The organism is Enterobacter cloacae complex sp. S1 (genome assembly GCF_014930525.1).
GTDB classification, from domain to species: domain Bacteria; phylum Pseudomonadota; class Gammaproteobacteria; order Enterobacterales; family Enterobacteriaceae; genus Enterobacter; species Enterobacter hormaechei_C.
This window is the reverse complement of record NZ_JADBRE010000023.1, coordinates 14156-39317: the sequence shown is the minus strand read 5'-3', so window position 1 is coordinate 39317 and position 25162 is coordinate 14156. Positions and strand designations below refer to the sequence as shown.

The 25162-nt window shown below is 52.8% G+C and carries 21 protein-coding genes and 3 tRNA genes; 11 read left to right on the top strand and 13 right to left on the bottom strand.

Going from position 1 to position 25162, the window contains the following annotated elements:
* The first annotated feature begins 31 nt into the window (after positions 1-31).
* A complete protein-coding gene (gene gltX / locus IM290_RS15715) occupies positions 32-1447 on the top strand; it encodes a glutamate--tRNA ligase (RefSeq protein ID WP_193042336.1) in 1416 nt (471 codons plus the stop codon).
* Positions 1448-1499: 52 nt separating this feature from the next.
* On the opposite strand, the gene IM290_RS15710 is transcribed toward gltX, so the two are convergent.
* Together IM290_RS15710 and IM290_RS15705 are read right to left on the bottom strand one after the other, a co-directional pair.
* Positions 1500-1886 (bottom strand): YfeC-like transcriptional regulator, encoded by a 387-nt coding sequence (locus tag IM290_RS15710; RefSeq protein ID WP_017383469.1) that lies wholly within the window; start codon positions 1884-1886, stop codon positions 1500-1502.
* Position 1887: 1 nt separating this feature from the next.
* Complete coding sequence (locus IM290_RS15705; protein ID WP_015572232.1) at positions 1888-2250, bottom strand: YfeC-like transcriptional regulator; 363 nt, start codon at positions 2248-2250, stop codon at positions 1888-1890.
* A gap of 217 nt (positions 2251-2467) precedes the next feature.
* On the opposite strand from IM290_RS15705, the gene IM290_RS15700 reads away from it, so the two are divergent.
* From IM290_RS15700 to IM290_RS15690, 3 genes are all read left to right on the top strand, one after another.
* Positions 2468-2543 (top strand) — tRNA-Ala (locus IM290_RS15700).
* A 41-nt stretch (positions 2544-2584) separates the two neighbouring features.
* Positions 2585-2660 (top strand) — tRNA-Ala (locus IM290_RS15695).
* 212 nt (positions 2661-2872) lie between these two features.
* Complete coding sequence (locus IM290_RS15690) at positions 2873-5062, top strand: EAL domain-containing protein (protein ID WP_193042335.1); 2190 nt, start codon at positions 2873-2875, stop codon at positions 5060-5062.
* Positions 5063-5108: 46 nt separating this feature from the next.
* Here IM290_RS15690 and nupC read toward each other — a convergent pair whose 3' ends face one another.
* Positions 5109-6296: a nucleoside permease NupC gene (gene nupC, locus IM290_RS15685; protein WP_006811440.1), complete on the bottom strand. Its 1188-nt coding sequence runs from the start codon at positions 6294-6296 to the stop codon at positions 5109-5111.
* A gap of 345 nt (positions 6297-6641) precedes the next feature.
* Here nupC and IM290_RS15680 point away from each other — a divergent pair, with 345 nt between their 5' ends.
* On the top strand, positions 6642-7880 hold the full coding sequence (locus tag IM290_RS15680) for an Nramp family divalent metal transporter (RefSeq protein ID WP_023295104.1): 1239 nt from the start codon (positions 6642-6644) through the stop codon (positions 7878-7880).
* Positions 7881-7913: 33 nt separating this feature from the next.
* Here IM290_RS15680 and IM290_RS15675 read toward each other — a convergent pair whose 3' ends face one another.
* Both IM290_RS15675 and mgrA read right to left on the bottom strand, forming a co-directional pair.
* Positions 7914-8261: a DUF2502 domain-containing protein gene (locus tag IM290_RS15675; protein WP_193042334.1), complete on the bottom strand. Its 348-nt coding sequence runs from the start codon at positions 8259-8261 to the stop codon at positions 7914-7916.
* Positions 8262-8387: 126 nt separating this feature from the next.
* Positions 8388-9386, bottom strand: coding sequence for an L-glyceraldehyde 3-phosphate reductase (mgrA, locus tag IM290_RS15670; protein WP_193042333.1), 999 nt, complete (start codon positions 9384-9386; stop codon positions 8388-8390).
* A gap of 186 nt (positions 9387-9572) precedes the next feature.
* Here mgrA and ipdC point away from each other — a divergent pair, with 186 nt between their 5' ends.
* A complete protein-coding gene (gene ipdC / locus IM290_RS15665) occupies positions 9573-11231 on the top strand; it encodes an indolepyruvate decarboxylase (RefSeq protein WP_193042332.1) in 1659 nt (552 codons plus the stop codon).
* On the opposite strand, the gene IM290_RS15660 is transcribed toward ipdC, so the two are convergent.
* Positions 11232-12467 (bottom strand): ion channel protein, encoded by a 1236-nt coding sequence (locus IM290_RS15660; RefSeq protein ID WP_032619299.1) that lies wholly within the window; start codon positions 12465-12467, stop codon positions 11232-11234.
* Positions 12468-12672: 205 nt separating this feature from the next.
* Here IM290_RS15660 and glk point away from each other — a divergent pair, with 205 nt between their 5' ends.
* The gene (gene glk / locus IM290_RS15655) at positions 12673-13638 is read left to right on the top strand and encodes a glucokinase (RefSeq protein WP_193042331.1); all 966 of its coding nucleotides are present in this window, start codon (positions 12673-12675) and stop codon (positions 13636-13638) included.
* 35 nt (positions 13639-13673) lie between these two features.
* Here glk and IM290_RS15650 read toward each other — a convergent pair whose 3' ends face one another.
* Together IM290_RS15650 and IM290_RS15645 are read right to left on the bottom strand one after the other, a co-directional pair.
* On the bottom strand, positions 13674-14405 hold the full coding sequence (locus tag IM290_RS15650) for a LytTR family DNA-binding domain-containing protein (RefSeq protein ID WP_015572237.1): 732 nt from the start codon (positions 14403-14405) through the stop codon (positions 13674-13676).
* 13 nt (positions 14406-14418) lie between these two features.
* On the bottom strand, positions 14419-16116 hold the full coding sequence (locus tag IM290_RS15645; RefSeq protein ID WP_193042330.1) for a sensor histidine kinase: 1698 nt from the start codon (positions 16114-16116) through the stop codon (positions 14419-14421).
* Positions 16117-16502: 386 nt separating this feature from the next.
* Between IM290_RS15645 and alaC the strand changes: the two genes are divergently transcribed.
* Positions 16503-17738 (top strand): alanine transaminase, encoded by a 1236-nt coding sequence (alaC, locus tag IM290_RS15640; RefSeq protein ID WP_193042329.1) that lies wholly within the window; start codon positions 16503-16505, stop codon positions 17736-17738.
* A 58-nt stretch (positions 17739-17796) separates the two neighbouring features.
* On the opposite strand, the gene ypdK is transcribed toward alaC, so the two are convergent.
* Both ypdK and lpxP read right to left on the bottom strand, forming a co-directional pair.
* The gene (gene ypdK, locus IM290_RS21820; protein ID WP_099458937.1) at positions 17797-17868 is read right to left on the bottom strand and encodes a membrane protein YpdK; all 72 of its coding nucleotides are present in this window, start codon (positions 17866-17868) and stop codon (positions 17797-17799) included.
* Positions 17869-18227: 359 nt separating this feature from the next.
* Complete coding sequence (gene lpxP, locus IM290_RS15630; RefSeq protein ID WP_086524742.1) at positions 18228-19148, bottom strand: kdo(2)-lipid IV(A) palmitoleoyltransferase; 921 nt, start codon at positions 19146-19148, stop codon at positions 18228-18230.
* Positions 19149-19416: 268 nt separating this feature from the next.
* Here lpxP and IM290_RS15625 point away from each other — a divergent pair, with 268 nt between their 5' ends.
* Positions 19417-20796: a diguanylate cyclase gene (locus tag IM290_RS15625; RefSeq protein WP_193042328.1), complete on the top strand. Its 1380-nt coding sequence runs from the start codon at positions 19417-19419 to the stop codon at positions 20794-20796.
* Between the two features lie 13 nt (positions 20797-20809).
* Here the strand turns inward: IM290_RS15625 and IM290_RS15620 are convergent.
* Positions 20810-20881, bottom strand: a tRNA-Arg gene (locus IM290_RS15620).
* Between the two features lie 75 nt (positions 20882-20956).
* Positions 20957-21886 carry a formate/nitrite transporter family protein gene (locus IM290_RS15615; RefSeq protein WP_048229778.1) on the bottom strand — a complete coding sequence of 310 codons (930 nt, stop codon included), beginning with the start codon at positions 21884-21886 and terminating at the stop codon, positions 20957-20959.
* A gap of 314 nt (positions 21887-22200) precedes the next feature.
* On the opposite strand from IM290_RS15615, the gene mlaA reads away from it, so the two are divergent.
* Positions 22201-22953 (top strand): phospholipid-binding lipoprotein MlaA, encoded by a 753-nt coding sequence (mlaA, locus tag IM290_RS15610; RefSeq protein ID WP_003861365.1) that lies wholly within the window; start codon positions 22201-22203, stop codon positions 22951-22953.
* 44 nt (positions 22954-22997) lie between these two features.
* Here mlaA and fadL read toward each other — a convergent pair whose 3' ends face one another.
* Positions 22998-24281, bottom strand: a complete 1284-nt coding sequence (fadL, locus tag IM290_RS15605; RefSeq protein ID WP_032102746.1) for a long-chain fatty acid transporter FadL — start codon at positions 24279-24281, stop codon at positions 22998-23000.
* Between the two features lie 372 nt (positions 24282-24653).
* Here fadL and IM290_RS15600 point away from each other — a divergent pair, with 372 nt between their 5' ends.
* A complete protein-coding gene (locus tag IM290_RS15600; RefSeq protein ID WP_017383455.1) occupies positions 24654-24938 on the top strand; it encodes a YfcZ/YiiS family protein in 285 nt (94 codons plus the stop codon).
* Positions 24939-25162 lie beyond the last annotated feature (224 nt).

The window sequence follows — 25162 nt, the reverse complement described above, 5'->3', positions numbered from 1 at the left end:
TACCGGCATCTTTATAACGTAAGGCCATTTCATGAAAATCAAAACTCGCTTCGCGCCGAGCCCGACAGGCTATCTGCATGTCGGTGGTGCACGTACCGCTCTCTACTCCTGGCTTTTCGCACGTCACAACAACGGTGAGTTTGTGCTGCGTATTGAAGACACCGATCTGGAGCGCTCAACGCCGGAAGCAATTGAAGCCATTATGGATGGGATGAACTGGCTGAATCTGGAGTGGGACGAAGGCCCATACTTCCAGACCAAACGTTTTGACCGCTATAACGCCGTAATTGACGAGATGCTGGTGGCAGGCACGGCCTATAAGTGCTACTGCTCCAGGGAGCGTCTGGATGCGCTGCGTGAAGAGCAAATGGCAAAAGGCGAAAAACCGCGTTATGACGGTCGTTGCCGCCATGACCACAGCGAGCATGCTGCGGATGAGCCTTGCGTAGTGCGTTTTGCTAACCCACAGGATGGCTCTGTTATCTTTGATGACCAGATCCGTGGTCCGATCGAATTCAGCAACCAGGAGCTGGATGACCTTATCATTCGTCGTACTGACGGATCGCCAACCTATAATTTCTGCGTAGTTGTGGACGACTGGGATATGGAAATCACTCACGTGATCCGTGGTGAAGACCATATCAACAACACCCCGCGTCAAATCAACATTCTGAAAGCGCTGAACGCGCCTGTACCGGTGTATGCGCACGTATCAATGATCAACGGTGACGACGGTAAAAAGCTGTCCAAACGTCATGGCGCGGTGAGCGTGATGCAGTACCGTGATGACGGCTATCTGCCGGAAGCGCTGCTGAACTACCTGGTGCGTCTGGGCTGGGCTCATGGTGACCAGGAGATCTTCAGCCGCGAAGAGATGATCGAGCTGTTCTCTCTGAACTCTGTCAGCAAATCAGCCAGCGCGTTCAACACTGATAAACTGCTGTGGCTGAACCATCACTACATCAATACCATGCAGCCAGAATATGTGGCGACTTATCTGCAATGGCACATTGAGCAGGCAAACATCGATACCCGTACGGGCCCTGAACTGGCGGATCTGGTGAAGCTGCTTGGCGAGCGTTGCAAAACGCTGAAAGAAATTGCTGAAAGCTGCCGTTACTTCTATGAAGAGTTTGACGCGTTCGACGCCGACGCGGCCAAGAAACACCTGCGTCCGGTTGCGCGTCAGCCGCTGGAAGTGGTGCGTGATAAACTCGAAGCCATTACCGAATGGACTGCGGAAAATGTTCACCACGCGATTCAGGCTACCGCTGATGAGCTGGAAATTGGCATGGGTAAAGTCGGTATGCCGCTGCGCGTTGCGGTGACGGGGGCAGGCCAGTCTCCGGCGCTGGACGTGACCGTTCATGCCATCGGCAAATCACGTAGCGTTGCGCGTATCAACAAAGCGCTGGGCTTTATTGCTGAGCGTGAAAGCCAGCAGTAATACTCGTGTAATACAAAAAACGGCAGGGTAACCTGCCGTTTTTTTATGCCTGTTATTCAGCAATACCAAGACGCGTGAGAAAACCCTGCAAACCTTCACGAGCGAGCAACTTGTGCAAACGTTCCTGTTCGACAGTCGTCATGTTTTCCAGCGAGTCGATAATTTGTGGAAGCAGGCTGGATGAGGTTGCCACGCCGTAGTGGGAAGGGCTTTCCGCCACATGGTAAACAGCCCGACGGTTACGAATGGCAGGAAGACTAATGATGTGCTCCTTAACGTGCGCATCAATACATATCACCCTCGCTCTTCCGCCTTTTACACCGTTGATACCCTCCGTTTTCCATCCCTTCTGTCGTATCCAGCGATTAACGGTTTGTCGGGCTACGCCCAGACTGTCCGCCAGCTCTTCCGTGGTCATTTTGCTGCGTAATCTTTTCATATCAGCGTTGGTCGCGAATCCCTAAACGTTGTAACAAGCCGGTAATCCCTTCCCGCAGTAACAGCGATGTCATCTGCTTTTGCTCTTCCGGCGTCATTTCATTCGCCAGCGTCAGGAGCAGGGCATGAAGCGAGCCCTCGTGGTACGCCTTATCTGGCAGTTCCGGCGTCTCTGTTGCCCTGCGCGCGCTGCGAATAAAGTCGCGCACTTTTTCATTGACGTGTACCAGACGCGCCTTGCCACCCTGAACGCCTGGCTTTGGCGATGTAATCCAACCCTCTTTGCGTACCCATTTATTGATGGTCTGTCGGCTATAGCCAGTCAGCAGGGCTAACTCTTCTGGCGTCATTCGTTCCTTGATCATACAATTTCCTGAATATCTGTGGGGTTAATTAGTGGTTCATTTTATAGCACCGTTTTACGTGAAAACGTGACAAGCTTAACTCCTGGCTGCGAGCAGGCTCTCAAAGTGATTCATTTGCATGATTTTTCGGCGATTGAAAGGCGGAGGCTGAATTTGCCGTTGACACTCTGCGGCGGAATTCATATTATGCCGCCCGTCAACATGACAGCTTTACGACGGGGCTATAGCTCAGCTGGGAGAGCGCCTGCATGGCATGCAGGAGGTCAGCGGTTCGATCCCGCTTAGCTCCACCAAACTCTGAACCCAACAGAGTGCGGTAGGTAAAGTAACATGTGGGGCTATAGCTCAGCTGGGAGAGCGCTTGCATGGCATGCAAGAGGTCAGCGGTTCGATCCCGCTTAGCTCCACCAAAATTTAAACCCTCGTCGCAAGACGGGGGTTTTTTTATATCTTGTAAAATATTTTAGACTGTTTTTGTTGCAATTAACGTCGTTTTCTACACCTCACCTCAATCCAAATCAATAAACAAGTCTATAAATAGACCTGAACTTGATTCGTGTTATTAATAAACCTATTATCCATGCGGTCAATGAGACGATGGTAAAATAGATTATCCGGATTAATGAATAGAAAAATTTACAATAATGTAAAGATATTTATGATTGCCCTGGCGCTAAGCCTGATTGCGATTCCTTTTTCTCGTTATATCTCTCCACGGGCCATCGTCAGCGAAAATGATGTTTATCTGGCGTGGTTGCCCTTAAGTGCCATGCTCGCCATCGTGTTGTTATTTGGACGGCGGGCAATCATTCCTTTGCTGTTAAGTTTTAGTATTACTAATATTTATAATCTTGATTTAGCGCCACTACAATCTGCCGTATTATTATGTTGTCAGACGTTTACCGTCTTCGCCGCCTGTGGCGTCATCCGTCTGGTGCTGGGCAAGCGCTGGCGACACAGCATGCCGAATAAGTACATTGGCATACGTATTTTCTGGCTCGGATTTATGGTGCCTGTAGGCATCAAATTATCGATGTATCTGGCGGGATATTTATTTGATTTCCCGGTGACAATCTCCTCCTATTTCGGCGAAGGCTCTGCAATTTATAACGTTATCGATATTCAGAGTCTGATTTGTGCCGCCCTGATTTTCACCATGATGTTCTATTATCCGTTAAGAATGATTATTAATCCTCGCTATGCCCGAACATTCTGGCGGCGAAGCGTGAAGCCCCTCTTTTGTCACAAAAAAGCGTTATTTATCGTTGTGTGGCTGATGCTGTTGATCTCGATGATCGCTATTTTATGCGCGCCTTTTGAGTCGCAGTTTATTGCGGGTTATTTGATGCCAATCGTTTTCATTCTTTTCACCCTGGGGATTGGTCGTCTGAGCTATGCGCTCATCTCTTTATTCTGGGCGGCCTCGGCGCTCATGCTGTTGACCTATAATTATAATTTTCTTAATGGCGTTGAATCGGGCCACTCGCTCTCCTTTATCCTGTCGGTGCTAATCTCTTTCGCCATCTGCCTGCTTTACATGTCGCGGATCTATCAGAAAAGTGAATGGCTGAAACAGGGGTGGCAGGAGAGGGCGCTTACCGATCCGCTCACCGGTCTGCCTAACATTCGTGCGCTGGAAGTGTTTTTACAGCACCATCCCGAGGCCAAAGTCTGCTGCCTGCGCCTGGATAATCTCGAATTCCTGAGCCGTCACTACGGCATCCTCATGCGTGTACATTGTAAAAAGATGATAACCGCGTCGCTGCAACCGTTATTGCAAAAAGACGAGAAGCTCTTCCAGTTGCCGGGCAGTGAGCTGGTGGTGGTCTTGCTGGGTCCGGGCACGGCTGAACGTCTGCAATATATGGTTGATCATCTGAACAGCCGTAAGATTATCTGGAACAAGACTGAGCTCGACATCGAGTTTGGCGCCTCTTGGGGGGAAGTGCCGGATGGAGAAAGCCTGCATCACACGTTGGGTCAGCTGAGCTGGCTCTCCGAGCAGTCCTGTGCCGGGCACAACGTCCTGGCGTTAACCAACAGTCTGGATGATGTCTCCGGTCAGACGACGGACAGAGTGCTGATGCTGGCCCGCATAAAACGCGCCCTTGATATCGGTGGGCTTCACCTTTACGCCCAGCCAATCCATAACGCGCGTGGGGAAGGGTACTTTGAAATCCTCTCAAGGCTTGAAAGCGAGGGGGAGATCATCACGCCTGATCGCTTTATTCCACTGATTGCTCAGTTTAACCTGAGCCACCGATTTGACCTGAACGTGGTGGAAAAATTGCTGATGTGGATGCGCAGCCATCCGTCCGAACGGGCCGGAACGCGGTTCTCCGTTAATCTGATGCCGCTGACGCTGATGCAAAATGAGATTGCGGCTGAGATCATCGCGCTTTTTGAACGCTACGCCATTGCGCCGCAAGATATCGTCATTGAGATCACCGAGGAACAGGCTTTCTCTGACTCGGGAAGCAGCATCAACAATATCCAGCAGCTGCGGGATTACGGCTTCCGCATTGCTATTGATGACTTTGGTACCGGCTATGCCAACTTTGAGCGCCTGAAGCGGCTGGAGGCCGATATTATAAAGATCGATGGCTGCTTCGTGAAAGATATCTGCACCGACAGCATGGATGCGATGATCGTGCAGTCCATTTGCAACATGGCCAAAACGAAATCGCTTTGTGTGGTGGCTGAATATGTGGAATCGGCTGAACAACGCGAGATGTTGCTGCGATTCGGCGTGGACTATTTGCAGGGCTATTTGATTGGTAAACCACTGCCCCTGACGGCGCTGGAGGCATAAAAAAAACCGGGAGCGATGGCTCCCGGTTTTTATTGCACGGTATGAATTACAGAACCAGTGCTGCAATAGAGGCAGACAGGACGCTCACCAGCGTTGAACCGTAAACCAGCTTCAGGCCAAAGCGAGAAACGACGTTACCTTGCTCTTCGTTCAGGCCTTTAATCGCACCAGCGATAATACCGATGGAAGAGAAGTTCGCGAAGGAGACCAGGAAGACGGACAGGATCCCTTCCGCACGAGGGGAGAGTGTGCTGGCAATCTTCTGGAGATCCATCATCGCCACGAACTCATTGGAAACCAGTTTCGTTGCCATGATACTGCCCACCTGCAACGCTTCGTGAGCGGGCACGCCCATCACCCAGGCAATCGGGTAGAAGATGTAGCCCAGAATACCCTGGAAGGAGATACCGAGTACGGCCGCAAACAGGGCGTTCAGCGCAGCGATCAGCGCGATAAAGCCAATCAGCATCGCGGCGACGATAATTGCAACCTTGAAACCCGCCAGAATGTATTCACCCAGCATTTCGAAGAAGCTCTGTCCCTCGTGCAGGTTTGACATCTGAATGTTCTCTTCGCTGGCATCCACACGGTACGGGTTAATCAGCGAAAGCACGATAAAGGTGCTGAACATGTTCAGAACCAGCGCCGCAACTACGTATTTTGGTTCCAGCATGGTCATATACGCGCCCACGATAGACATGGAAACGGTAGACATTGCGGTTGCCGCCATGGTGTACATGCGGTTACGGGACATCTTGCCGAGAATATCTTTATACGCAATGAAGTTCTCAGACTGACCGAGAATCAGCGAGCTGACTGCGTTAAAGGATTCCAGTTTGCCCATGCCGTTAACTTTCGATAACAGGAAGCCGATCGCACGGATAACCACCGGCAGAACGCGGATGTGCTGAAGGATACCGATCAGGGCAGAGATGAAGACGATAGGGCAGAGCACCTTCAGGAAGAAGAAGGCCAGACCCTGATCGTTCATGCTGCCAAAGACGAAGTTTGTCCCTTCGTTGGCAAATCCGAGCAGTTTTTCGAACATTTCGGAGAAGCCTTTCACGAAGCCCAGGCCTACGTTGGAGTTCAGGAAGAACCACGCAAGTAAAACTTCAATGACCAGCAGTTGGACAACATAGCGAATACGAATTTTTTTGCGGTCTGTGCTGACCAGCAATGCAAGTGCAGTAACGACAACGAGTGCCAGGACAAAATGAAGGACGCGGTCCATATTTGCTCCAAATATGAGGCAGGTTTAATTTCCGTGCACATTCTATGTAACAAGCACAAAGAAAACGAGATCAAGCCCACACTATAGTTACATCCTGTGACGAGTCTCAAAAATAGTGATCAACAATACATTTTTGTTATGTTAGGTAAATGAGTGAAAAGTTAAGTTTGTGTGCTACGCTTCACAAATGTCTGCGCATTTTCACATTCTGTGACCTTGCTCCACCTGCCTGTCTATCGTTCCTGACTATCAGAGAAATCATGTTAACCGTTACAAATGAACTTGATAATCATTCTCATTTTGATGGCATAAAACATAGCAAAGGCTATATTTCCAGAGGCAGAAATGACGAATAGTCGCGTAGAGAGTAGCAGCGGCAGAGCGGCACGCAAGCTGCGGTTCGCATTAATGGGACCGGCATTCATTGCCGCGATTGGCTACATCGATCCGGGTAATTTTGCGACCAACATTCAGGCCGGGGCCAGTTTCGGCTATAAACTGCTGTGGGTTGTGGTCTGGGCCAATCTGATGGCGATGCTGATTCAGATGCTCTCCGCGAAGCTGGGTATTGCTACCGGAAAAAACCTGGCGGAGCAAATCCGCGATCATTATCCACGTCCGGCAGTTTGGTTTTACTGGGTTCAGGCGGAAATTATCGCCATGGCCACCGATCTCGCCGAGTTTATCGGGGCGGCGATCGGCTTTAAGCTTATCCTGGGCGTCTCCCTGCTTCAGGGGGCGGTGCTGACCGGTATCGCCACTTTCCTGATTCTGATGCTCCAGCGGCGGGGACAAAAACCGCTGGAGAAAGTCATCGGCGGCCTGCTGCTGTTCGTCGCTGCCGCCTATATTGTTGAGCTGATTTTCTCCCAGCCGAATCTGGCGCAGCTGACGAAAGGGATGGTGATCCCGTCGTTACCCACTTCTGAAGCCGTTTTTCTGGCTGCCGGGGTGCTGGGGGCGACCATCATGCCGCACGTCATTTATCTGCACTCTTCCTTAACCCAGAATCTGCATGGCGGGACGAGTAAAGAGCGCTACTCCGCCTCGAAATGGGATGTGACTATCGCGATGACCATTGCCGGATTTGTGAATCTGGCGATGATGGCAACCGCCGCCGCCGCGTTCCACTTTAACGGGCATACCGGGGTTGCCGATCTCGACCAGGCTTACCTGACGCTGGAGCCGTTGCTGAGTCATGCCGCTGCCACTATTTTTGGTTTAAGCCTGGTTGCTGCGGGTCTTTCATCTACGGTTGTGGGGACACTGGCCGGGCAGGTGGTGATGCAGGGGTTCGTACGTTTCCATATTCCGCTGTGGGTTCGCCGCTCGGTCACGATGCTGCCTTCCTTTGTTGTGATCCTGATGGGGCTGGATCCGACCCGCATTCTGGTGATGAGTCAGGTACTGCTAAGTTTCGGGATTGCGCTGGCGCTGGTGCCACTGCTGATCTTCACCAGTAATAAATCGCTGATGGGCGAACTGGTGAATTCGACGTGGGTGAAGCGCGCCGGGTGGGCCATTGTGGTCGTGGTGGTGGCGTTAAACTTGTGGTTGCTGATAGGCACAGCCGCAGGCCTGTAAAAGAAAAAGGAGCCGGAAGGCTCCTTTTTGTTGTTAATGGTGATGGCCGTGACCGTGGCCTCTGCCTTTTCCGTGACCCCAGCCGCCACGGCGGTCGTCGCGATCGTTCCAGCCTTCGTGGTAGCCGCGTTCGTAAGCCTTACGCTTATCCCAGCCACGGTGATAGCCGTTATCGTGTTTCCACCAGCGGTTTTGACGCCATTCATAATGGCGATGCCAGTAGTCACGGTCGCGCCAGTAGCCACCGTCCCAGTATCTGCCGTAGTCATCACGATCGCCAATTTGTAATTTAATCGATGGCAACAGGGTGATTTCGCCCGCACTGGCGACCAGCGGGGCCGAAGCCAGTAATACCGCTGCAAGAATCAGTGACCTGAACATACTCTTCTCCTTCACGATCGGGGCCGCTGTGCGACCTGTTAACGCAATTTTACGAGTTGGTAAACATTCGTTTCATCGCCTCAACTCCTAAATCATGAACGAGAGCACTTTTTGCTAAAAGTATTTTTAATCTGAACTGGACAGGATCGTATCTATCGTCTTCAGCTCTTCTGCCGTGAACCGACAATTTTCAAGCACGCCTGCTGCATCTTCAATTTGTCCGGTCTTGCTTGCGCCGATGAGCACGGATGTCACCGCATCGTGGCGCAGGATCCAGGCCAGTGCCATTTGCGAAAGCTTTTGCCCCCGTTTTTCCGCCAGCGCATTCAGCTTGCGTGCCTTTTCCAGCTTTTTGTTGGTGATCTGCTCCGGGTTAAGGAACTTACTGCCGCTTGCTGCGCGAGAATCCGCCGGGATGCCGTTCAGATAGCGATCGGTCAACTGTCCGCCCGCCAGGGGGGAGAAGGGGATACATCCCACCCCTTTTTGCTGCAACACGTCCAGCAACCCCTCTTCAGGCGCACGTTCAAACATGGAGTACTTCGGCTGGTGGATCAGACATGGCGTGCCCAGATCCTCCAGTATTTCAATCGCCTGTCTTGCCACTTCTGCCGGGTAGTTGGACAGACCGATGTACAGCGCCTTGCCCTGACGCACCACATGGTCAAGCGCTTTCATGGTTTCACGTAGCGGCGTTTGTGGATCCGGGCGGTGGTGATAGAAAATATCGACATACTCCAGCCCCATACGCCTGAGGCTCTGGTCCAGGCTGGCGATCAGATATTTACGTGAGCCCCAATCGCCGTAAGGCCCGTCCCACATGGTGTAGCCCGCTTTGGTGGAGATGATTAGCTCATCGCGCCAGGGCAGGAAATCCTCCTGCAAAATGCGCCCAAAATTACGTTCGGCCGAACCAGGAGGGGGGCCGTAATTATTGGCAAGGTCAAAATGCGTAATACCCAAATCGAAAGCACGCTGTAAAAGTTGACGGCTGTTTTCGAGTAACGTCGCGTCGCCAAAATTATGCCAAAGCCCCAGCGAGATGGCGGGAAGCTTAAGGCCGCTTTGTCCACAGCGGCGATATTGCATTGTCTGATAACGATTTTTGTCAGGCTGATAACCCATTGGCGAGACCTCTGGCGCTGGAAAGAAACATCAGTGTATACGTTTACACTAACCTGAAGAAAATGAGCATAGCTCAGCTTTTTTCGTAAAGCATTCTTTCCAGACCCTGATTGTCGCCAATTCTGGACACGCTTCACGCTTATTTAATACTCAGAGTGAGGTCAACGTCAGAAGGACACTTATAATATGCGTACCCCCTATTGCGTCGCCGATTACCTGCTGGACCGACTAACAGATTGTGGTGCCGATCATCTGTTTGGCGTGCCAGGCGACTATAACCTGCAATTTCTCGATCACGTGATAGACAGCCCGGACATCTGCTGGGTGGGCTGTGCCAATGAACTGAACGCGTCTTACGCCGCAGACGGCTATGCCCGCTGTAATGGCTTTGCCGCGCTCCTGACGACATTCGGCGTTGGGGAGTTAAGCGCCATGAACGGTGTGGCGGGCAGCTTTGCCGAACATGTTCCCGTCCTCCATATTGTGGGGGCCCCGGGTATGGCGGCGCAGCAGCGAGGAGAGTTATTGCACCATACGTTGGGTGACGGCGAGTTCCGCCATTTCTATCATATGAGCGAACCCATCACCGTTGCACAGGCGGTACTTACCGAACAAAACGCCTGCTATGAAATTGACAGAGTCCTGACCACTATGCTGCGGGAGCGCCGTCCGGGCTACCTGATGCTGCCCGCTGATGTGGCGAAAAAAGCCGCTACGCCCCCTGTAAGCGCTCTCACTGTTAACCCCGCGCCAGCTGATTCAGCCTGCTTGCAGGCGTTCCGTGAGGCTGCCGAAAAGCGCTTGTCCACGAGCAAACGCACCGCGCTGTTAGCGGACTTCCTCGTACTCCGCCATGGTCTGCGCACGGCCCTTCAGACGTGGGTGAAAGAGGTGCCGATGGCACACGCCACCATGCTGATGGGCAAGGGCATTTTTGACGAACGACAGAGCGGTTTTTACGGCACCTACAGCGGATCGGCGAGCGCCGCGCCGGTCAAAGAGGCCATCGAGGGGGCTGATACGGTGCTGTGTATTGGCACGCGCTTTACCGATACGCTCACTGCCGGGTTTACCCACCAGCTGACGCCGGACCAGACGATAGAGGTTCAGCCCCACGCGTCCCGCGTCGGCGACGTCTGGTTTACGGGTATCCCGATGAGGGAGGCCATTGAAACGCTGACAGCGCTGTGTAAAACCTATGTTCGTGATACGCGAGCGCCATTGGATTACAGCGGCTTTTCGTTCCCGACTATCGAAGGGGCGCTGACTCAGGAGAGCTTCTGGCGTACCCTGCAAACGTTTATCCGCCCCGGAGACATTATTCTGGCTGACCAGGGAACGTCTGCTTTCGGCGCTATCGATCTGCGTTTACCGGCGGACGTGAACTTTATCGTCCAGCCGCTGTGGGGATCGATTGGCTACACGCTGGCGGCGGCATTTGGCGCGCAAACGGCGTGTCCGAACCGACGCGTGATTGTCCTGACGGGTGACGGCGCCGCGCAGTTGACCATTCAGGAGCTGGGATCGATGCTGCGCGACAAACAGCGCCCGATTATTCTGGTGCTTAACAACGAAGGATACACGGTGGAAAGGGCCATCCACGGGCCGGAGCAGCGCTATAACGATATTGCCCTCTGGAACTGGACGCAGATCCCGCAGGCGCTGAGCCTGGCGCCTCAGGCAGAGTGCTGGCGCGTCAGCGAAGCGGAAGCGCTGGCGGAGGTGCTGGATAAAGTGGCACACCATGAGCGGCTTTCGCTGATCGAGGTGATGCTGCCGAAAGCCGATATCCCGCCGCTGCTGAGCGCGCTGACCAAAGCGCTGGAGGCGCGCAATAACGCCTGATTACCTGTCGTTTCGCCATCCCATCAGCATCGGTTTGCCCGCCAGCAGGAGCCAGGCGGGCAACATCACGATACAGAGCAGCGGCAGAAGCGTGGTATCCGGCACGACAACGGCCGCCATAAACAGGCTCAGCCACGCATCGCGCGTGACCACCAGTACCAGCCCCAGAATGGAACAGGAGACGGTAATCGCCGCAGGGACAGCGTCAACGTGCTCATGCAGCATCAGCCCCAGCGCGACGCCAACAAATACCGCCGGGAAGATTCGACCTCCCCTGAAACCACAGGCCGCAGCGACCACCAGCGCCGCCAGTTTTACCAGCGCGAACAGCAGATAATCGGAGACGCTAAAGACCTGGCTGAAGGCCAGCTGCTGCATCTCGTCCAGACCCTTAAACAGCGTAACCGTCCCGCCGATGGCGCCTAAAACGCCCAGAATAAAACCCCCCATGCCCAGAATCAGCACCGGATGCTTCAGCCTGTGCATCAGGCGATGCAGGCGAGGGAGACACCACACCGCGACCATCCCCAGCGCAATGGCGATCGCGACGACGACGGCACCGCTGAAAATATCGGTGAGTTGCATCTGGCCGTAGTGGGGGATGGTGAGTGAAAAATGGGGATGGAAAAACAGGCTGGTGGTGAGGGCTCCCGCAGCGGCGGCCATTAGCGGCGCGAAGAGTTTATCCCATAGCGGTACTTCATGATCACTGCTGAGGGTTTGCGAAAAAATGAGCGCAGCCGCGACCGGAGTGCCAAACAGCGCCCCGATGGTGCCTGCTGACGCCAGGATCGTCCAGTCCAGCGCGCCAACGCGCGGGAAAAGACGCGCCCCCAGAAAGACCGCCAGCGCGATATTAACCGCCATAATGGGATGTTCAGGCCCGAGGCTTACGCCGCCCGCAAGACCGATAATCAGCGCGATAATAAGCCCCGGCAGAGCAGAGGGAGAGACAGGCGCGCCAATCAAGGGTTCCAGTGCCGGGTCCGGCCCGGCATGACCCGGGCTATAGCGGATCACCAGCCCTACGGCAATCCCGGTCAGGGTCAGCATCATCATGATCCAGCCCGGCGAGTCAATGCTGATGCCGAGTTTTACCGGAAGCGCGGTCCATAAAATCGTTTGCAGCACCGCCGCCACTTTCATGACGACGATGAGCACCAGGCTCGACGCCACGCCAATAATCAGCGCCGGGACAGCCAATAACAGCATGGTTCTGGCTCGCGGATGGAGCATGATGATTTCCTTGTACAAAACGGCTTAACGTTACTTTGCACAATCAGCATTGTGGCAATAGTGCAAAAGGTGCTGAAACGGTAAAGTTATAATGTGACGAAGATCGATAATCCATGGGCAGTCACCTTCTGGTCGTTGTTGTTATCACGCCTTGAATTTACAGTGTCCCAAAGATTTATTCTGACTTTAGCGGAGCAGTAGAAGAATGACAAAGTATGCTTTGGTAGGTGATGTAGGCGGCACCAACGCGCGCCTTGCCCTGTGCGATGTGAACAGCGGTGAAATTTCTCAGGCGAAAACCTATTCAGGGCTGGATTACCCAAGCCTGGAAGCGGTGGTTCGCGTCTATCTGGAAGAGCATAAAGTGAGCGTTGAAGACGGTTGTATCGCTATTGCCTGTCCGATCACCGGCGACTGGGTGGCGATGACCAACCACACGTGGGCCTTCTCAATTGCCGAAATGCGGAAAAACCTCGGCTTCTCGCACCTTGAAATTATCAACGACTTCACTGCGGTTTCCATGGCTATCCCAATGCTTAAACCAGAGCATCTGATTCAGTTCGGCGGTACGGCCCCGGTTGAAGGCAAACCGATTGCCGTTTACGGCGCAGGCACCGGCCTGGGGGTGGCGCACCTGGTCCACGTCGACAAACGCTGGGTCAGCCTGCCGGGCGAGGGCGGTCACGTGGATTTTGCGCCGAACAGCGAAGAAGAGGGCATTATTCTGGAGGAGCTACGCGCCGAGATTGGGCACGTGTCGGCCGAGCGGGTGCTTTCTGGCCCGGGCCTGGTGAACCTGTATCGGGCGATTGTAAAATCAGACGGTCGTCTGCCTGAAAATCTGCAACCTAAAGATGTGACCGAACGCGCGCTGGCCGACAGCTGTATTGACTGCCGCCGTGCTTTGTCGCTGTTCTGCGTCATCATGGGGCGTTTTGGCGGCAACCTGGCGCTGAACCTTGGCACCTTTGGCGGGGTCTATATTGCGGGCGGGATCGTGCCGCGCTTCCTCGATTTCTTTACCGCCTCCGGCTTCCGTGGCGGCTTCGAAGACAAAGGCCGCTTCAGGAGCTATGTCCAGGACATTCCTGTTTACCTGATTGTCCAAGACAACCCAGGCTTACTGGGCTCCGGGGCGCATCTGCGTCAGGTACTGGGTCAGATCCTCTGATGCTCATTCCCCTCTCCTGCGGGAGAGGGAACGCGCTACAGGTGCATGAGCTGGCGGAACTCTTTCACCCTGCTGCGGCTTACCGGCACCTGGAAATCCAGATCCTTTAGCCGCAAAATATAGGTGTTATTAAACCAGGGTTCGATTTCGCGGATCTTGTTCAGGTTGACGCAGAACGAGCGGTGGCAGCGGAAGAAGTGAGCGGCCGGGAGTTTATTGCAGAATTCGGTGATGTTCATCGCCATGACGTAGGATTCACGCCGCGTATAGACAAACGTCATTTTTTCATGCGCTTCGGCATAGTAAATATCGTCGACAGGCGTGACGATGATCCGTTCGTCCTTCACCAGATTAATCGTGTCGTTTTCCCGCGCTACCGGGCTGGCACTGGCGGGTAATGCTTGCTGCTGCCACGCGGCTTCCAGCTTATGCAGCATGCTGATAATACGCGACTCCTGATACGGCTTGAGAATATAGTCAAACGCCTCAAGCTCGAATGCCTCCACGGCATGCTCCTTCCACGCGGTGACAAACACAATAAACGGCTTGTGGGCGAACTGATTGATATTTTGCGCCAGCAGGACGCCGTCCAGCGACGGAATATTAATATCGAGGAATATCGCGTCGACCCGGTTATGCTGTAAAAATTTCAGCACGTCCAGACCATCCTCAAAACAGCCAACAATCTCCATCTGGCTGTGGGTTTTGATAAGCCAGCTCAACTCCTGTTGAGCCAGAAATTCATCTTCTACGATGATGACTTTCATCTGTTACTCCGGCCTACGGCAACAAGGATATCGGGGCATTCACGGGCGTTCGCTCATTCGGAACATAAAAGGCAATTTCGGTGCCCGGCTCAAGACGATGAATATGCAGCCCGTCACCGTACAGCAGTTTGACCCGGTGATGCACATTCAGCAGTCCGATCTTGTTGCCCGGCATTTCGTTTGATTTGACGCGCTCGATGACTTTCGGATCGATGCCGTGCCCGGTATCGCGCACGGCGATGCGCACGCGGTTACCGCTTTCCGTCACGCTAATCGTTACTACGCCTTTGCCTTTACACGGCTGAATACCGTGAACAATGGCGTTTTCCACCAGAGGCTGGATCAGCAGGCTTGGGATCACGCAGCTGACCTCTTCATCAATATCGTAAATGACCGTGAGCTTATCGCCAAAGCGTGCCTGCTCGATGGCGATGTAATCCTTGATTTGATACAGCTCTTTTTTGATGTCGATCTGCTCGTCGTCTTTTAGCTCAATGTTGTAGCGCAGATAGCGCGACAGATTAAATATCAGCTGCCGCGCGGTATCCGGATTCAGACGGATGGAAGAGGAGATAGCGTTCAGCGCGTTAAACAGGAAATGGGGATTGATCTTGCTTTGCAGGGCGCGCAGCTCTGCCTTATTTGCCATCTCGCGCAGCTGCTCTGCACGCGAAACCTCAAGTTGAGTGGAGATAATCTGCGACAGGCCAATCGCCATCTCCTGGAGCGAGGAGGTGATTTGGTGCGCATGGCAGTAGTAAATTTTCAGCGTCCCCGTGACCACGCCTTTTTCCCACAGCGGGATCACCAGCATTGAGTGGATCTCTGGCGTCCGGTGGGCTTCATCATTGTTTTTAATGATGATTTTTCCGTAGTTAATCGCCTGTCTGGTGGTCGGGCTGATGGTATCGTCGCTGTCGCGATAATTGCGCTCCCCGACGCCAACGTAAGCCAGCACGTGGTCAATATTGGTGATGGCGACCGCATCGGCGTGAATATCACGGCGGATGATATCGCAAACCTGACGTAAAGATTCGGCGTTAACGTGTCGGAAAAGCGGCAGCGTCTTGTTGGCAATATCCAGCGCCAGCTTGGCCTGACGCGCGGCGCTGGCCTCTTTTTCGCCCTCCACGCTTTGCACCAGCAGCACGATAAACCCGATACAGACGCTCCCGAGGATCATAGGAATACCGATCTTCGAGACGATATCCAGCCCCAGCGCAACGGTTGGCGCCCAGACGATGACCAGGATCATGGTCAGCGTTTCGCAGACCATCCCCGCGATAATCCCTGCACGCCAGTGCTGCTTTTTCGGGATTTTGCGGTTAATCCAGCCCGAGAGCAGCCCGGCAATAATGCTGGTGATAAAGCAGGGGACTGCCGTCACGCCGCCTATATCAATCAGGTATCGATGGGTGCCGGCGATGATACCTGTGATAATCCCTACCCAGGGACCAAAGAGGATCCCGCCCGACATGACGGCGATGATGCGCACGTTCACCAGCGAGCCTTCTACCGGCACCCCGGACCAGGTGCTGAACAGGGCAAACATCGAAAAGATAAACGTGACGGCCAGCAGCTCTTTTGGCGAATGGGCAGATTTATGCAACAGTTCGCGGAACAAGCGGATGCGGATAAGGAAAAAGAGACAGATCAGCATTAATGCCGCGCGGTCGAACACCGCGAGGAGCATATTGAAGATTTCGTGCACGGTCAGGCCTGGGAAAACGGGAAAAAGCTATGATAGAAAACATAGGGCCTGATGACCAGCTATCCATCAGATTTATCAAATGGGGAAAAACCATAATTCTCAAAGGGGATTGCTGGCTTTTGACTGAAAGCCGGTGCTTTTCCGTTTGGGGAGAAAAGCCAGGTAACGATACTGAAAATATTGTGTTAAATCGTAGCGCTTAAAACTGCCTGTTCGCGATAAGAGTTCCGCTTTTCACTGCAATCGCATTCCCGTTTTAGCGCAAAATATTGTTTTGCCGTTATCCTCTCGACAGCGTCTTTTTCTTCAGGTTATTTTCTAAGCACGCCACACGGGTGGCAGCGTCGCTCGGACGGTCCGGGCGCTAACGTGACTCTGAGGAATCTATGGCTGAATTCAGTCCTGAACGCCGTTTTACGCGTATCGATCGTCTCCCCCCTTATGTTTTCAATATCACTGCTGAACTGAAAATGGCTGCGCGTCGGCGCGGCGAAGACATTATCGATTTCAGTATGGGTAACCCTGACGGCCCAACGCCGCCGCATATCGTTGAGAAACTCTGCACGGTTGCCCAGCGTCCCGATACCCATGGGTATTCCACCTCACGCGGCATTCCACGCTTACGTCGGGCGATCTCCCGCTGGTATCAGGATCGTTATCAGGTCGATATCGATCCTGAAAGTGAAGCGATTGTGACCATTGGCTCCAAAGAGGGGCTGGCCCACCTGATGCTGGCGACGCTGGATCACGGCGATACCGTACTGGTGCCGAATCCGAGCTACCCCATTCACATCTATGGGGCGGTGATTGCCGGCGCGCAGGTGCGTTCTGTCCCGCTGGTGGAAGGCGTCGACTTCTTTAACGAGCTGGAACGGGCGATTCGTGAAAGCTATCCGAAGCCGAAAATGATGATCCTCGGTTTCCCGTCAAACCCAACAGCACAATGCGTTGAACTCGAATTCTTCGAGAAAGTGGTCGCGCTGGCTAAGCGTTACGACGTGCTGGTGGTACACGATCTCGCCTACGCCGATATCGTTTATGATGGCTGGAAAGCGCCGTCAATTATGCAGGTACCGGGTGCCCGCGATGTGGCGGTTGAGTTTTTCACCCTGTCGAAAAGCTACAACATGGCGGGCTGGCGAATTGGTTTTATGGTGGGAAACAAAACGCTGGTGAGCGCCCTGGCGCGTATTAAAAGCTACCATGACTATGGCACCTTTACGCCGTTACAGGTCGCGGCCATCGCGGCGCTGGAAGGGGAGCAGCAATGCGTGCTCGATATTGCCGCTCAGTACAAACGCCGCCGTGATGTGCTGGTAAAAGGGCTTCATGAAGCAGGCTGGATGGTGGAAATGCCTAAAGCCTCTATGTACGTCTGGGCGAAAATCCCTGAGCCGTATGCGGCGATGGGTTCTCTGGAATTTGCCAAAAAACTGCTTCAGGACGCGAAGGTTTGCGTCTCTCCAGGCATTGGCTTTGGTGACTACGGTGACACGCACGTGCGTTTCGCGCTGATTGAAAACAGCGACCGTATCCGTCAGGCAGTGCGGGGCATTAAAAGCATGTTCCGCGCGGATGGCCTGCTTGCAGCGAAGAGCGTTGCGGAACAACCCGAGTCGTAACGGACACCAAAAAAAACAGGCGCCAACGGCGCCTGTTTTTTTGACTGCATTTTCTTAACTAGATCATCAGAGCAAACGTTCCGGCCCAAACTAAAACAATAACCGAAATGCCCATAAAGAAATATTTCACGTTTCATCGCTCCGCGTATCTTCCGGTACGCATTAAAAAAACAGAGTCCAACTGAGTATAGAGAGTTGAAATCATGCGAAAGGGGAAATCGGAATTATCCCGTGACGTCGCTAACTTCAGCTCTGAATTCTGTGCTTTCCTGTCGCCAGACGGCGCTAATGTACGCCTAAATTTCAGGAGTGACAAGAGGCATTTTTTTAAATAATTTCCTACACTTACGAGTGTCGTGGAACGGCGACAGTTTGATTTCGGTACGCAATAAATGCCTGTTGAGCGACGGTCGAAAAAAGCCGTTACGCACTGCGATTACAGGTGTTTGAAAAGGTTAGTTTCTTAGCGAAACTAACCTTCGAAAGGGGTCAGATATAGAGCGAGGCTTCGCCCAAGGGGCGGGTTTTAAAGCGGCGGTGCATCCACAGATACTGCTCAGGCGCACGCATAATTTCAAACTCAATCACCTTATTGATAAAGGTCGCGGCTTCACTCTCATCTTCAGGATAGTTCGCCATCTCTGGGGAGATATGCAGACGATAGCCTGACTTATCCGCTTTTCTGACCATGGTCACCGTCAACATCGCGGCGCCTGAGAGACGTGAAATCACAAAGGTACCGTTCGTCGTAGCGACATCTTTAACCGCAAAGAAAGGGGCAAAACTGCTGCCTTTAGGACCGTAGTCCTGATCCGGGGCAAACCAGACGGCTTCACCTTTTTTCAGGGCGCCAACCATACCGCGGAGATTGTTACGGCTGATCATCGCCTTATTTGAACGCATGCGGCCCCGCGTTTGTACCCATTCCATAAGCGCGCTGTTATGCGGGCGATAGGTTGCCATCATTGGCTGACAAAGACCCATAACGCGGCCGCCCAGCTCAAGCGACATAAAATGCACACCCACAACCATCACGCCGCGGTTTTGCATCTGGGCACGTTTCAGGTTATCCAGGCCTTCCACGTCAAACCATTTACGGACACGCTCGTCTGGCCAGAACCAGGCCATACCGGTTTCAAGCAGCGCCATACCGATAGATTTAAAGTTTTCCGCAATCAGCGTTTCGCGCTGCCGCGCATTGTAATGCGGAAAGCACAGTTCGAGATTTTTTCGGGCAATGGATTCACGACGCTTAAGAAAGTAACGCGATGCGCTGCCGAGCTTAGAACCCAGGAAACGGATCACGGGATATGGAAGTTGAACCAGCAGCCAAAGTACGCCAAGGCCGAACCATGTAAACCAGTAGCGCGGGTGCAAAAACGCCCGCTGAAATTTGGATTGAGACAAAATAGTGGAACCTTTGTAAAGCCTGTTAAGGTAGCGCAGACTTCGCGATACCACGTGCCATTAAGACCGTAGGACGAGGTCATGGTTGCAGGCTTTACCGTTCTTTACGACGTTGCCTGGCCATTGCTGACTTGGGTGGGCGGCATAATGTAGCACCGTTATACATTATGAGCCATCACTCGTTTTTGTTGAAAAAAGCGGCAATTACGGAGTGGTTTGATTTTGCTATTGTTAAATCTGCGTTCCCGCATGTCTCCTGAAGGTGCAGACCATGGAAACCTACCTGCAAACGGTGAAAGAAGAGTGGGTGAAGCTGATTAATGAAACCGATCCCGATGTGCATCGGCTTGCGACTGAGCTTGCCAGAGACAACGCAACTCCCCTGGTCGCTGAATTCTATTGTGTTGTGCTGGCAGATCCATCGGCAGCTGAATTCCTGACAACCGAACAGGTGGAGAGGCAGCTTCAGGAGGCGCTTCGTCGCTGGCTTATTGATGTGCTTTCATGCCGTGTGGAGCAGGTTGAAGAGCAGATGCGGGCGCAGCAGCGCGCTGCGGATGTTCATGCCCGTATTGGTATTTCGGTTGATTTAGTTGAAATGGGCTTCCGTGTTCTGAAAAAGCTGCTGTTACCTGTCATTACTACCAGCGCCCATTCGCCTGAGGTGAAGCTGCATATTTATCACTACGCGATAAACAGTATCGATCTGGCCATGGAAGTGATGTCGCGGGCCTATGTATTTAGCGAGAACAATGCGGCGAAAGAGGACGAAAATTATCGCATCTTTTCCTTAATGGAGAACGCAGAAGAGGAGAAGGAGAGACAGACCGCGGCGCTGCTGTCATGGGAAATGGTGCTTCTGTATAAGATCACGCTTAATTCCAGTATCGGCAACAGTCTGCCGCTGGGGCAGTCTGAATTTGGACTGTGGTTTAGCCATAAAGGTCGGCACTATTTCAGCGGCATCGCTGAGGCCGGTCATATCTCTCGTCTGATTCAGGAATTCGATGACCTTTTTAACGAGGTCCGTCTTGCAGGGCAGGGTCTGAGTGATAAAGCGCAGCGGGATAAATTCTTGCAGCGAATGCGTAATACCCTCTCGCAAATCATCACGCTTTTGCGCGAACTGTTTGACGAAGTGTCGCGACACGAGGTGGGGGTTGATGTCCTGACCCGCCTGTTGAATCGCCGTTTCCTGCCAACCATCTTCAAACGCGAAATCCTGCACGCCACCCGGGCGGGAACAAAGCTCTCGACGCTGCTGATTGACGTCGACAAATTTAAACAAATCAACGATACCTGGGGGCACAATACCGGGGACGAGATCCTGCGAAAAGTCTCCGGCGCGTTCTACGACAACGTGCGAACCTGTGATTACGTTTTTCGCTACGGCGGCGATGAATTTCTGATTGTGCTAACGGAAATCTCAGAGGTGGACGCGCTGCGAATTGCCGAGCGTATCCGCAGGCGGGTGGAAAAAATCAAGGTTAACTCCCCAACCGGCGATATTATCCCGCTCTCCCTCTCGATAGGCGTTGCGATGTTCAACGGGCATCCCGATTACGAGCGATTGATTCAGGCGGCGGATGAAGCCTTATATGGCGCGAAACGGCGTGGCCGAAACTGCGTGGAGCTTTGGAAGGGGGCGTAAGGAAAGACAGAAGTGTCCCCTGCAGGAATCGAACCTGCAACTAGCCCTTAGGAGGGGCTCGTTATATCCATTTAACTAAGGGGACGAAGCGGCAAGAGTATAGCGTTATTTACACTTTTCGTTAAGCGCATTGCCGCCTGACTGGTCAAAGAGTCACCGTTTACGCCGATTTTTCGGCAGTTTTATCCTTTTTTTCCTGAGCCTTAAGTTCGGCCTTACGCTTGTTGGACATGTCGTTACGGATTTGTGCATGGCTCAACAGCGCAAAGATAAAGGTCCCGCCACAAATGTTGCCTGCGAGGGTTGGCAGGGCGAACGGCCAGAAAAAGTCACTCCAGTGGAGTGTGCCGTTAAATACCAGATAAAGGATTTCAACGGTTCCGACAACAATGTGTGTGGTATCGGCGAGTGCGATAAGCCAGGTCATCAGGATAATTACCACGATTTTCGCGCTGCCCGCTGACGGGAACATCCAGACCATAGTGGCGATGATCCAGCCGGAAATTATGGCATTAGAGAACATTTCAACCGGCGTGTTTTTCATCACATCCATGCCAATTTTCACAAATGCGTCGCGGGTCGGTTCATCAAATATTGGCATATACTCGAACGCCCAGGCGGCTATGCCCGTACCGATCAGGTTACCCAGCAGCACGACGCTCCACAGGCGCATCAGTAAACCGAAATTACCGAGGGTCGGATTTTGCATGACGGGCAGTACGGCAGTGACGGTATTCTCCGTAAATAGCTGCTGTCGCGCCATAATGACGATAATAAAGCCGAACGTGTAGCCTAAATTTTCCAGCAAAAAACCGCCCGGCACGCCTTCCAGCTGAACGTGAAATATCCCTTTGGCGAGCAGAGAGGCGCCCATCGACAGACCGGCTGCAATGGCTGACCACAGCAGGGCCATCGCGTCGCGCTCCATCTCTTTTTCCCCGTCCTGGCGAATATGCTCATGAATAGCCATGGCGCGCGACGGCAGGCGATCTTCATCGACTTCTATCTCTTCTCCCCGGTCTTTCTCCTCACTTTCAATCTCAAGCTCCTCTTTGCTTTCACCAATTTTCTCTTCGCTAATGTCTTTCATAACAGCTCCTTCGGGGTAATTGCTCATTTAAGCGTAGCGGCTTTTAGCGCTTTCCCCGTGGGGATGCTCTTAAATTGCTGAAAATGGCAATAAAGGTGAGACATCTCTTTCAAAGCCAATATAAAATTGCCAGCGAAACGAATTCTGAAAGACAGGCTATGCTGAAATTAGCGTGATGACGCGAGCGGGTCGTCATTGTCCTCGTAGACATCGGTAAGCGTGCTGTTACAATCACTTGCACGTTTCAGGCGGAGCATCACAGGCTCCGTCACAGATGGCATTCAACGATAGCCATATTGAACAGGGAGAAATTTATGAAGCTTCGGCTGTCGGCGCTTGCGCTGGGCGTAACAATGCTTGTGGGCTGCGCCAGCTCTGGCGAGCAAACGGGACGCTCCGATCCTCTCGAAGGATTTAACCGTTCAATGTACAGCTTTAACTATAATGTGCTGGATCCATATCTGGTTCGTCCGGTTGCCGTGGCATGGCGTGACTACGTTCCGCAGCCGGCGCGTAACGGGCTGAGCAACTTTACCAGTAACCTGGAAGAGCCAGCGGTTATGGTGAACTACTTCCTCCAGGGCGACCCGTATCAGGGGATGGTGCATTTCACCCGCTTCTTCCTGAACTCCCTGCTGGGTATGGGCGGCTTAATTGATGTCGCAGGCATGGCGAACCCGAAATTACAGCGTGAACAGCCGCACCGTTTCGGCAGCACGCTGGGTCATTATGGCGTAGGTTATGGTCCGTATGTGCACCTGCCATTCTACGGCAGCTTTACCGTGCGTGATGATGGCGGCGACATGGTGGATACGCTGTATCCTGTACTGTCATGGCTCACCTGGCCGCTGTCGATTGGTAAATGGACCGTGGAAGGAATTGAAACGCGTGCGCAACTGCTGGATTCTGATGGTCTGCTGCGTCAGTCTTCCGATCCGTACATCATGGTCCGCGAGGCCTACTTCCAGAACCATGACTTTATTGCCAACGGCGGTAAGCTGAAGCCGGAAGATAATCCGAACGCGAAAGCCATTGAGAACGAATTAAAAGATATCGATTCGGAATAAATAAAAAAGGTGAGCAATGCTCACCTTTTTTAATCGTGTTGGGATTAGAACGCGTAGTTGAAGTTGGTACCAAACAGCCAGGCTTTACCTTCAGAGGTAAACTCGTATGGGCCTTCCTGGAAGGTCACCTTCTGGCCATGCATGTACGACACGCCCGCGTCGATAGAGGCATTCTCGTTGAACGCGTAGGTTGCCCCCGCACTCACCCAGAAACGGTCCTGATCCGGAATGGAGATAGAACGTTTATCGGCCGGTACCGGGCTGTCATCAAATGCCACGCCGGTACGGAACGTCCAGTTGTCATCCATATAATAGGTCGTACCAAGCGCGATACGGTAAGCATCGTGGAAGCTTTCGTCTTTATAGAACAGCGTCTGGCCGTTGCTGCCGGTGGCTTTAAGCTCCTCGAACTGGCTCCAGCTGGTATACGCGAGGCTGTAGTGAATTGCCCACTGCGGCGCAACGCGGTTATAACCTGACACTTCCCACATTTCTGGCAGATGCAGCGACAGTGAGCCCGGTACGGTTTGATTCGAGGTACCCCATGGAATGGTGGTACCTGCGCCTGGCACCATACCGTTGACTGGGCTCAGGATGCCGCTTTTGTAATCGCCATCGAAATCAATTTTCACTTCTGAGCGATAGGTCAGACCCCAGCGGTTGTTTTTATCCAGTTCATACAGGATACCGGCGTTCCAGCCGTAACCCCATTCATCACCTTTCAGGCTGGCAATTTTATTGCTGTTTTTTGGCAGCGCAGCAGTTTGCTCCCCGGAGTAACGCTCGATTTTTGCATCGGCGTAGACAGCATCAAAGCCCAGACCAAAGCTCCAGTTATCGTTCAGACGATATGCGCCGCTCAGGTTGAGGTTCAGGGTCGTCAGGTCGGTTTTACCGCCGTATTCCCCGGCCGGATAGTTGTTATTGAATTCCGTTGCCAGGCCATAGTTAGAGGTGACAGAGGCACCCCAACCAAACTGTTCATTGATTGGCGCAACAAAGTGCAGGTTAGGCACCCACGCGGTCGGCGCAATGTTATCCGCCTTCAGATCTGCGCCGGTGAACTGAGATTTGCCAGAAATATTGACATCAGGATCGATGTAAACCGCACCGGCAGAGAAGGTAGGGCGATCAAACATCATGATCAGTGCCGGGTTACGACTCGCGTTGCCTGCGTCATCGGCAATCGCACCTTCCCCGGAATACGCACGGCCAAGGCCAGAGGAAGAAAATTCGTTTAACTGGAAGCCCGCTGACCAGGCGGACGTTGAGACGATTGCCACTGCAACTGCTAAAGCAGTTTGTTTGAACAGGGTTTTCTGGCTCATGACCATAACCTCATTGAGTTATTTTTATTCAATAATTGTTACATACCGTAACAGGAGCGCGAAGTGTAGGGTCTGAGGTATGACTTACAAATCAGACCAGTGGCGAGAGTATAGGTCTGACCAGCTGGGATGTTGCAAGTTTGTTTATTAATATTTTCAGATATGTTTCTTGAAACGAGATCTGGTTGGCAAAATTGTGACCAGTGCGATTCCTCTGAAAAGGGGAATTTTGTTTTAGATCATTTTTTAGTGTGATATTGCTCACTTATCCGATTTTGCGCCATTAACGGCTGGAGGGGGCTCGTTCGGGGGCGTAAAATAGACGCATCGTGTTTATCTCGCGCCCTGCGCGAATACAGAGGAAATTGAGCTATGAGTAAATGCAGTGCTGATGAAACCCCGGTTTGCTGCTGTATGGATGTTGGCACCATTATGGACAACACCGATTGCACCGCCTCTTACAGCCGCGTATTCCCTAACCGCGCTGAAGCGGAAGAGACGCTGGCCGCGCTGAGCCAGCGCGCGCGTGAAGTCGAATCCGATCCGTGTGAAATCAAATCCACCTTCACGGAAGTGGAAGGCGGCGTGCGGCTGGATATCGACTTTGTGTTCGCCTGCGAAGCAGAAACGCTGATCTTCCAGCTGGGCCTGCGTTAATACTTTTTGCACGGGCCTACGATCGTGTAGGCCGGTTAAGGCAACGCCGCAACCCGGCAACAAATCTCACAAATGCCTCTGCCATGCAGGGGCATTTTCTTTTTCTTCTCTGTGCCTTAGCTCGCAATTTTTGGCTTCCCCGATTGGCTCAATGTAAAAAAATAGTTAAGACTATTATCAGGTCAGACCACTTAATGTGTGCGCAAAATTTTTTTACAGGGGAG